The organism is Kitasatospora sp. NPDC058406 (genome assembly GCF_042722765.1).
Lineage (GTDB): Bacteria > Actinomycetota > Actinomycetes > Streptomycetales > Streptomycetaceae > Kitasatospora.
On record NZ_JBHXKE010000306.1, the window covers coordinates 1 to 9269 of the forward strand.

General features: G+C 74.5%; 8 protein-coding genes. 6 read left to right on the forward strand and 2 right to left on the reverse strand.

All coding sequences use genetic code 11. The annotated features are described in order from the left end of the window. Both ACFWOG_RS36560 and ACFWOG_RS36565 read left to right on the forward strand, forming a co-directional pair. Positions 1–2288, forward strand: a 2288-nt coding sequence (locus tag ACFWOG_RS36560; protein WP_380363709.1) for an FdhF/YdeP family oxidoreductase, incomplete at its 5' end; no start/stop codon positions are given. A 151-nt stretch (positions 2289–2439) separates the two neighbouring features. Further along, entirely contained in the window at positions 2440–3291 is an 852-nt protein-coding gene (locus ACFWOG_RS36565) for an N-formylglutamate amidohydrolase (protein WP_380363711.1), read from the forward strand. 8 nt (positions 3292–3299) lie between these two features. On the opposite strand, the gene ACFWOG_RS36570 is transcribed toward ACFWOG_RS36565, so the two are convergent. Continuing rightward, positions 3300–4055 carry an alpha/beta fold hydrolase gene (locus ACFWOG_RS36570; RefSeq protein ID WP_329875743.1) on the reverse strand — a complete coding sequence of 252 codons (756 nt, stop codon included), beginning with the start codon at positions 4053–4055 and terminating at the stop codon, positions 3300–3302. Between the two features lie 248 nt (positions 4056–4303). Continuing rightward, entirely contained in the window at positions 4304–5056 is a 753-nt protein-coding gene (locus ACFWOG_RS36575; RefSeq protein ID WP_380363714.1) for an AAA family ATPase, read from the reverse strand. Positions 5057–5803: 747 nt separating this feature from the next. On the opposite strand from ACFWOG_RS36575, the gene ACFWOG_RS36580 reads away from it, so the two are divergent. The 4 genes from ACFWOG_RS36580 (at position 5804) to ACFWOG_RS36595 (ending at position 9050) form a co-directional block, all read left to right on the forward strand. Continuing rightward, the gene (locus ACFWOG_RS36580; RefSeq protein WP_380363716.1) at positions 5804–6718 is read left to right on the forward strand and encodes a hypothetical protein; all 915 of its coding nucleotides are present in this window, start codon (positions 5804–5806) and stop codon (positions 6716–6718) included. A 148-nt stretch (positions 6719–6866) separates the two neighbouring features. Next, a complete protein-coding gene (locus ACFWOG_RS36585) occupies positions 6867–7052 on the forward strand; it encodes a hypothetical protein (protein WP_329950555.1) in 186 nt (61 codons plus the stop codon). Between the two features lie 140 nt (positions 7053–7192). Then, a complete protein-coding gene (locus ACFWOG_RS36590; protein WP_380363718.1) occupies positions 7193–8161 on the forward strand; it encodes an aldolase in 969 nt (322 codons plus the stop codon). A 1-nt stretch (position 8162) separates the two neighbouring features. Beyond that, positions 8163–9050: a dihydrodipicolinate synthase family protein gene (locus tag ACFWOG_RS36595; RefSeq protein WP_355400361.1), complete on the forward strand. Its 888-nt coding sequence runs from the start codon at positions 8163–8165 to the stop codon at positions 9048–9050. Positions 9051–9269 lie beyond the last annotated feature (219 nt).

The window sequence follows — 9269 nt, forward strand, 5'->3', positions numbered from 1 at the left end:
GTCCCACGGAGTCCCGGGTCGGGCCCGTGCCGGAGGGGGAGCCGGAGTTCCGTCCCTACCACCACCCCGCCGCCGCCTGGGGCGCGGCCAAGAGCGTGAGCCGGTTCCTGGTCCGCAAGGGATCGCCGGTCGACAGCCCACGGGCCATCATGCGGATGAACCACGAGAACGGCGGATTCGACTGTCCCGGGTGTGCCTGGCCGGACGACACCAAGGGCCTGCACCTGGACATCTGCGAGAACGGGATCAAGCACGTCACCTGGGAGATGACCCGCAAGCGGGTCGGCCGCGAGTTCTTCGCCGCGCACTCGGTGACCGAACTGTCCGGGTGGAGCGACTACGACCTGGAGAACCAGGGCCGGCTGACCGAACCGATGGTCTACGACCCCGCCTCGGACCACTACGTCCCGATCGACTGGAAGGACGCGTTCGAGCTGGTCGGCCGCACCCTGCGGGAGCTGGACGACCCGGACCGGGCCGCGTTCTACACCTCCGGCCGGCTCGGCAACGAGGCGACGTTCCTCTACCAGTTGATGGCCCGCGAGCTGGGCACCAACAACCTGCCGGACTGCTCCAACATGTGCCACGAGGCCAGCGGCCGCGCGCTGCAGGCCTCGCTCGGCACCGGGAAGGGAACCGTCGACCTCCAGGACTGGGAGGCCGCCGACGCGCTGTTCATCCTGGGGGTCAACGCCGCCTCCAACGCGCCCCGCATGCTCACCGCCCTCGCCGCGGCGTACCACCGCGGGGCCCGGATCGTGCACGTCAACCCGCTGGTCGAGGCGGCGGCCACCCGCACGATCGTCCCCCACGACTTCCTCGACATGGGCCTCTACCGCACGACCCGCACCAGCACCCTGAACCTGCAGCCCCGCATCGGCGGCGACATGGCCCTGCTGCGCGGCATGGCCAAGGCCGTCCTGGAACAGTCCGCCACCGACCCCCGGGCGCTGGACCGGGAGTTCATCGACCGCCACACCGCGGGCTTCGAGGAATACCGCGCACTGTGCGAGGCCACGGCCTGGGAGGAGATCGAGCGGCAGTCCGGGCTGGTCCGCGCCGACATCCTGGAGGCGGCGCGCGTGTACGGCGAGGCCGACCGCAGCATCGTCAGCTGGTGCCTGGGGCTCACCCAGCACGAGCACGGCGTCGACACCGTCCGGGAGGTCGTCAACCTCCTCCTGCTCCGCGGCAACGTGGGCCGCGAGGGTGCGGGTCCCTCCCCCGTCCGCGGGCACAGCAACGTCCAGGGGAACCGCACCTGCGGCATCGACCACCGCCCCACCGACGAGTTCCTGGACCGCCTCGGCGAGGTCTGCGGGATCCGGCCGCCCCGGAAGCACGGCCTGGACACCGTCGGCACCATCAAGGCGATGCACGGCGGTGGGATCTCGGTGTTCGTCGGCATGGGCGGCAACTTCGCCCTCGCCGCGCCCGACACCCCGTACACCTTCGAGGCGCTGCGGGCCTGTGACCTGACCGTCCAGGTCAGCACCAAGCTGAACCGCAGCCACCTCGTGCACGGTCGCCTGGCCCTCGTCCTGCCCTGCCTGGGCCGGACCGAGAAGGACCATCAGCGCCGCGGCGTGCAGAGCACCTCCGTCGAGGACTCGATGAGCATGGTCCACCTGTCGGTCGGCATGAAGCGGCCCGCGTCCCCGCACCTGCTCTCCGAGCCGGCCATCGTCGCGGGCATGGCCCGTGCCGCCCTGCCCGACAGCGCCACGCCCTGGGAGTGGTACGTCGAGGACTACGACCGGATCCGCGACACGATGTCCCGGGCGCTCGACGGCTTCGAGGACTTCAACCGCCGGGTGCGCCTGCCCCTCGGCTTCCGCATCCGGCAGCCCGCCCGCGAGCTGGTCTTCCTGACGCCGTCCGGGCGCGCGGAGTTCTCCGCCGCCGCCCTGCCCGACGTCGTGCCCGCGCCCGGCACCCTGGCCCTGGGCACCATGCGCTCCCACGACCAGTGGAACACCACCATCTACTCCGACAACGACCGCTACCGGGGCGTCAAGAACCTGCGCACGCTCGTCTTCATGAACCGCGCCGACATGCGCGACCGCGGAATCGCCGACCTCGGTCCCGTCGACATCACCAGCACCGCCAAGGACGGCAGCCGGCGTTCCCTCCACGGCTACCTCGCGATCCCGTACGACATCCCCCGCGGGTGCGCGGCCGGCTACATGCCCGAGATGAACGTGCTCTGCGCGCTCGGCGACTACAGCACCCAGAGCGACCAGCCGATCATGAAGCACGTGAAGGTCACCATCGACCCCGCTTCCTGAGCGGGGCCTCGCAGGGGAGTTCCGCAGGGCCGGAGCGGATCGGACGACCGGTCGGCCGGGTGATCCGCTGATCGGGTGATCGGGGCGGCCCCGGGCGGACATGATGGCGGTGACACCCCCGTGGCACCACCGGACGCGCAGCGAGGCACAGATGACCGACGCACCCGACGCACCCGACGCACCCAGGACGCCCGGGACACCCGGGGCACCCGACGTGGCCGGCCCCTTCCGGCTCCACCCCGGATCGCCCGACTCCCCCGTGATCCTCCACGTCCCGCACTCCGCCCGAACGGTACCCGCCGACGTCCGCTCCGGAATCGTGCTGGACGACCGGGAGCTCGCCCTCGAACTGGACCACATCACCGACGCGCACACGGCGGAGATCGCCCACCGGGCCGCGCAGGCCGCCGGATCGACGCCCTGGCGCTTCGTCAACCGGCTCTCCCGGCTGGTCGTCGACCCCGAGCGGTTCCCCGACGAGCGCGAGGAGATGCTCGCGGCCGGCATGGGGGCGGTCTACACCCGGACCACCCACCGCGAGGACCTCCGCCCGGCCGGCTTCGACGGAGGGCCGCTGCTCGACCGCTACTTCCACCCGTACGCGGAGGCGATGACGGCCGCGGTCGCCGGACGCCTCGCGGCGGTCGGCCGCGCGGTGGTCGTCGACGTCCACTCGTACCCGACGAAGGCCCTGCCGTACGAGCTCCACGGCGACGGCCCCCGGCCGCCGATCTGCCTGGGCACCGACGCCCGCCACACGCCCGCCCCGCTGCTCGACGCGGCGCAGCGGGCGTTCGCGGGGTTCGGCGGTACCGGCCTCGACAGCCCCTTCGCGGGGACGTACGTGCCGCTGCGGTACTACGGCGGGACGGCGGACGTCAGCGCGCTCATGGTGGAGATCCGCCGCAACCTCTACATGGACGAGCCCGGCGGGGCGGCCGGGCCGGGCCTGGACGCGCTCGCGGCAGCCCTGGCCCGACTCGTCGACCTGGTCTCCGTCTGACGCCGGGGTCAGCCCCGCAGACGGGCGGTCAGGACCTCCACCACGGCGGCGCGCTGGTCGGCGAGGTAGAAGTGGCCGCCGGGGAACACGTTCAGGTCGAAGCCGCCGGTGGTGTGGGCCGCCCAGCCGCGGACCTGGTCGAGCGTCGCGCGCGGGTCGGCGTCGCCGGTCAGTGCGGTCACCGGCAGGGAGACCGTCGCGTCCGGCGCGGCGCAGTACGTCTCGATGGCCGTGTAGTCGCCGCGCAGTGACGGCAGGATCAGTTCCCGCACCTCGGGGTCGGCCAGGACGCGCTCGTCGGTGCCGCCGAGCCTGCCGACCTCGGCGAGCAGGCCGTCGTCGTCCAGCAGGTGGACCGTCGAGTCCCGGGGCACGGAGGGCGCGCGGCTGCCGGAGACGCAGAGCCGCACCGGTCCGGCCACCCCGTCGCGCTCGAAGCGGCGCGCCACCTCGAAGGCGACGGACGCGCCCATGCTGTGCCCGAAGAGGGTGAGCGGGCGGTCCGCCCAGCCCAGCAGCGCCTGGTAGGCCCGGTCCGCGAGGACGGCCAGCGAGTCGACCGCAGGCTCCCCGAACCGGTTCTGCCGGCCCGGGTACTGGACGGCGAGCACGTCCGCGTAGGGCGAGAGGGCCGCCGACCACTCCAGGAAGTAGCCGGCAGACCCGCCCGCGTGCGGGAAGATCACGACCCGTGCGGGCGCCGCGTCGACGGGGTGGAAGCGGCGGAACCAGAGGCTCTCGGTGACGGCGGTGTGGCCGGGCATGCGGGGGCTCCCTCTCGGCGGACGGATCGGTTGGTGATCTCTCTCCCCAGTCTCCCCACCCGACCACCCCCGCCACCAGATCATCAGCCGGAGCGGCGCCGTGACGGCCACCACTTCCGAGCGCCGCCGGATCCCCGGCAGGCCGGCGCCCGGCCGCCGAGCCCCGCCCGTCCGCGCCGAAGCCCCACCGAGAACGGGGCGAGGACGGGGCGAGACAGCGCGGGACGAGCCGGGACGGGGTGGCCCGTTCAGGCTCCGGGCGTCGTGCCCGACGGCCCCGGTCCGAACCGTGCCCGCACCGCCCGTGAGCGGGAGGCCGCGTCCAGCAGGAGCACCGACGCGGCCTCGGGCGTGGGCGTCGCGCCGTCGCCGCGGGCGTGCCGGGTGAGCGAGGCGACGAGGCGGTCGAGGCCGCGCCGATGGCGGGCGAAGGCTCGGCGGGGCGCCCACCGGCCGCGGGCCTGCTGCCCGGCCAGGGCGGTGGCGGCGCCGACGTCGAGCAGGACGAGGTGCAGCTCGCGTCCCTGGCGGGCGGCCGAGCGGGCGAGCCAGCGGCGCATCCACGCCCGGCTGCCGCAGTCGTGGACCAGCAGCGGTCCGCCGCGGGAGACCGACCGGCGGAGCAGCCGGACGTGCTCCAGCCGTGCCCACGGCCGGTAGACGCCGTACGGCAGGCGCGCGGGCATGACGGCGGCGCAGGCCTCGTGGACGGCCCTCGGGTCGACGGTGGCGGCCGACGGCGCCCCGGCGGACCACCGGCGCAGCAACGTGCTCTTGCCGCTCCCGGGCAGGCCGGAGACGACCACGACGGCGTCGCCCGGGTACTCGACGGCGAACGGCTCGCCGGCTTCGCCGCGCAGGTCGACCAGCCCGCGCGGTGCCATCGTCACGCCCACGCCCACGCCCACGCCCGCCGCCGGGGTCGGCCCCGTCCGGCTGCCGGTCCGCGGCCGGACCGCCGTCGGGCCACCCGCGCCGGTCGACCCGTCCACGGTGCTCACCGGCGCTCTCCCGGGAGACCCCCGCCGCCGGGCCGGGGAGACGGGGGTGCCCCCGTCCTCAGCGTGGCGGCGGGTCCTCGGCCCGGATCCGGGGAGCGGCGGAGCGGACGCCGGGACCGTGGACGGACCGCGTCGCCGGTCGGGGCCGCCGGTGGGACTGCCGTGCCTGTGGGGTGTTCCATGATCCTGACCTCAACGCTGCTCGAAGCATCCTGCCCGCCGGGCAGGCGGACGGACTGTACGCCCATCGAGGGCCGGCACGTCCTCGCGTGGCGATCGCACGCCGAATTCGGGCCGAGGAACGGGAACCCGCCCCGGCGAACCGGCCGAGGGCGCGCGTCCGTCCCGCAGGACGGGAGGAATCCCCGACCTGGGGGGCGGGAAGGGTGCCGGCCCTCCCGTCCGTGCCCGACCCGGCACGATAACAATCCACAACAGTCCACGTCGGAGGCCGGGTCCCCGGTTCCGGCGGCGTGCCGCGGTGTGCCGCGGGCCGGCCCCACGAAGCCGGTGCGGTCCGCCGGACCGGCCACCGACGGACCGGCCACGGACCGGCGCCTCCGCCGCGACGGCCCGGGCATACCGGGCAGGCGCGCTCTATGGTGGCGGCCGACATGATGGTCGATCAGTTCACCGACCCGCTCGGCACGGTGAGCGGCGGGACGACCGGGGCCGGGCTCGGCACGGCGGGCGCACGGCGGACGGGTGGCGGGTGCACGGCGGTGCACGGCGGGCGGAGGGCTGGACGTGGCGGGGACACTGCGGGAGGCCGCGGGGGCCGGTGCGGGGACGGCGACGTACACCGGGCTGGTCCTGGCCGGGCTGACGCGAGATCCGGGGCGGGTGGCACTGCGTCACGGGGCGGAGGCGCTCACGGCGGCCGAGTGCCTCGCCGGTGTCCACCGGCCGGCCCGGGCGCTGCCGGCGTTCGTCGTCGATCCCGCGCGGTTCGGCGCGGCCGCCGCGCGGATCGCGGCCGAACTGCCCTCGGCCGAACTGCTGGCGCTCGGACCGACCGGCCCGGGCACGGACCTGCTGGAGCCGGCCGCGCCGCTGCCGGCCGAGCCGGTGGCGCCCCGGTTCCGGCCCGAGGACGCGATGGCGGTCCGGTTCACCGGAGGGTCGACCGGGCGGCCGAAGGGGGGCCTGCGCCGGTCCGTCCGCCCGCCGCGGCCGGAGCTGGTGGCCGCCACGGTGCGGACGCCCACCGCGATGCAGGGCTACTGGCGCGACCCGGAGCTGACCGCCAGGGTCCTCCGCAACGGCCTGCCGGACACCGGCGACCCGGGCAGTCTGGACGGGGCCGGCTACCTGACGGTGGCGGGGCGGCGCGATCCGATGGCGATCGTGGACGCGCACAACGTGTTCCTCCGCGACGTGGAGGAACCGCTGCTGGCGCACCCCGCGGTACGGACGGCGGCCATGTTCGCCACGACCGGACCGGACCGGCTCCAGCGGGCGCACGCCGCCGTGACCGTGCTGCCGGGCAGCGGGGTGACGGCTGAGCAGCTGCACCGGTGGGTGCGGGACCGGAGCGGGCCGCTCTGCGACCCGGCGACGATCCTGGTCCTGCCGGGCATCCTCCTCACCGGGACCGGCAAGCCGGACCTCGGGGCCCTGCGGGCGCCGGCCGTCCCACCAGGGGCGCACGTGCCGGAATAGTGCGCCTCCTGCGCTTCGACCGCCCGCGCACGCCACCGTTCGCGCGGCGGACGCGATGCGGAACCGCCCGTGAACACTCGACCTGGCGGGCCGGTCTGCCGATATCCCCGGCGGTACCCTTCGCGCCGCCCTCCAGGAGGCACCTTCCGTGACCTGGCTCCGCGTCCTGACCGCGCTCGGCATCCTCGCCGTGGCGGCCAGCGCCCTGATCGTCTTCGCCCTCTGCACGGCCGCGGCCCGGGGCGACCGCACCGACCGCGGCGCCCCCCGGGGCGGTCTCCGCGAGGACGCCGAGCAGTCCGGACTGATCCGGCGCACGGGCGGGGAGAGCTGACCACCGGTCCGGCCCCCGCCGGGTGACCCCCGGCAGGCACCTCCGCCGACCGTCACCCTCGGTGGCGGCGCCGGGCACCCGGTACGCCGCCCGGTACGCCGCCCGTTCGGCGTCGACACGAGGACACAAGGTGTCCTAAGGTGAACGACGTGTCCTTCGTCGATCCTCCGGCGCACGACACCGACGCGCCGCACGCCGGCGGCGCGCCGCACCCCGGCGTCCCCGACGGACCCGGTGTCCCCGCACGAAGGAGAAGCACCGTCATGGCCGAGACCCTGACCGCCGCCAAGGCGGACCTGGTCGACCTCGCACACCGCAGGATGCAGAGCGCCATCCCCGACAACGACTGGACCGTCCGCCAGAAGCTCGCGCTCACCTGCCGGATCCTCTTCGACGCCGGCCACGACTCCGGGCTGGCCGGTCAGATCACCGCCCGCGCCGAGCGGCCCGGCACCTACTACACCCAGCAACTCGGGCTCGGCTTCGACGAGATCACCGAATCCAACCTGCTCCTGGTGGACGAGGACCTCAACGTCCTCGAAGGCGGGGGCATGGCCAACCCGGCCAACCGCTTCCACAGCTGGGTGTACCGGGCCCGCCCGGACGTCAACTGCATCATCCACACCCACCCACTGCACATCTCCGCACTGTCGATGCTGGAGACCCCGCTGGTCGTCTCCCACATGGACCTCTGCCCGCTGTACGACGACTGCGCGTTCCTCGAGAAGTGGCCCGGTATCCCGGTCGGCAACGAGGAGGGCGAGCTCATCTCGGCCGCGCTCGGCGACAAGCGGGCGCTGCTCCTGGCCCACCACGGACAGTTGGTGGCCACGGGCACCGTCGAGGAGTCCTGCACCCTCGCCGTGCTCTTCGAACGGGCGGCCCGGCTCCAGCTGCTGGCCTCCGCGGCCGGCCGGATCCAGGAGATACCGGAGCTGCTCGCCCGCGAGGCCCACGACTGGACCTCCACCCCCAAGCGGGGCCAGGCCAACTTCGCCTACTACGCCCGGCGCGCCCTGCGGGCCGGCCACGGCGACGCACTCGTCCCGCCCGGCTCCCCCCACACCCACGACGCGCACGACGCCCACGACACGAACGGCGGTGCCTGAGATGACGAGCCTCACCCTGGAAGGGATCATCGCCTACCCGGTGACCCCGTTCGCCGCCGGTGACGGCGGCGTGGACACCGACGCTCTCGCCGCCCTCGTCGACCGTCTGATCGTCTCCGGCGTCCACGCCGTCGCACCGCTCGGCTCGACCGGCGAGAGCGCCTACCTCGACGACCAGGAGTGGTACACCGCCGCCGAGACCGCGCTGGCGGCGGTGGCCGGACGGGTGCCCTCGGTCGTCGGCGTCGCGGACCTCACCACCCGCAACGCGGTCCGGCGCGCCCGCTTCGCCGAACAGGCGGGCGCGGACGCGGTGATGGTGCTGCCGGTGTCGTACTGGAAGCTGGACGAACGCGAGGTGATCCGGCACTTCACCACGGTGGCCGAGGCTGTCTCGGTGCCGGTGATGATCTACAACAACCCCGCCACCAGCGGGATCGACCTCTCCCCCGAGCTGATGGTCTCCCTCGTCGACCGGGTGGAGAACATCACCATGGTGAAGGAGAGCAGCGGCGACGTGCAGCGGATGCACCGGCTCTCCCAACTCACCGACGGCGCACTGCCGTTCTACAACGGCAGCAACCCGCTGGCGCTGGAGGCGTTCGCCGCCGGCGCGGCCGGCTGGTGCACCGCGGCGCCGTGCCTGATCCCCGAACCGGTGCTGGAGCTCTACCGTGCCGTCCGGGCCGGCGAGCTGGACACCGCCCGCAAGGTGTTCTACCGCCAGCTGCCGGTCCTGGAGTTCATCCTGCGCGGCGGCCTGCCCACCACCGTCAAGGCCGGCCTGGCGCTGCGCGGGCTGGACGTCGGCACGCCGCGCCGCCCGCTGCTGCCACTGGACGAGGAGCGGACCGGCCGGCTGGCCGAGCTGCTCGCGGCGGTCGGCTGACGCCCGTCGCCCCCCGGGACCCGTCCCCGGGACCTCGCGTGAGGGCCGTCGCGTCAGGGTCCTCGTATATCAGGGTCCTCGCGTCAGGGTCCTCGCGTCAGGGCAGGGTGGGAACGCGGTCCGCCGGGCCGGCCGGGTCGGCACGGTTAGAGACCAAAGCACCCAGCCGCCCCCCGCCCCGGGCTGCAGCACAACCGCAGCCCGCTCGCGGTTATATAT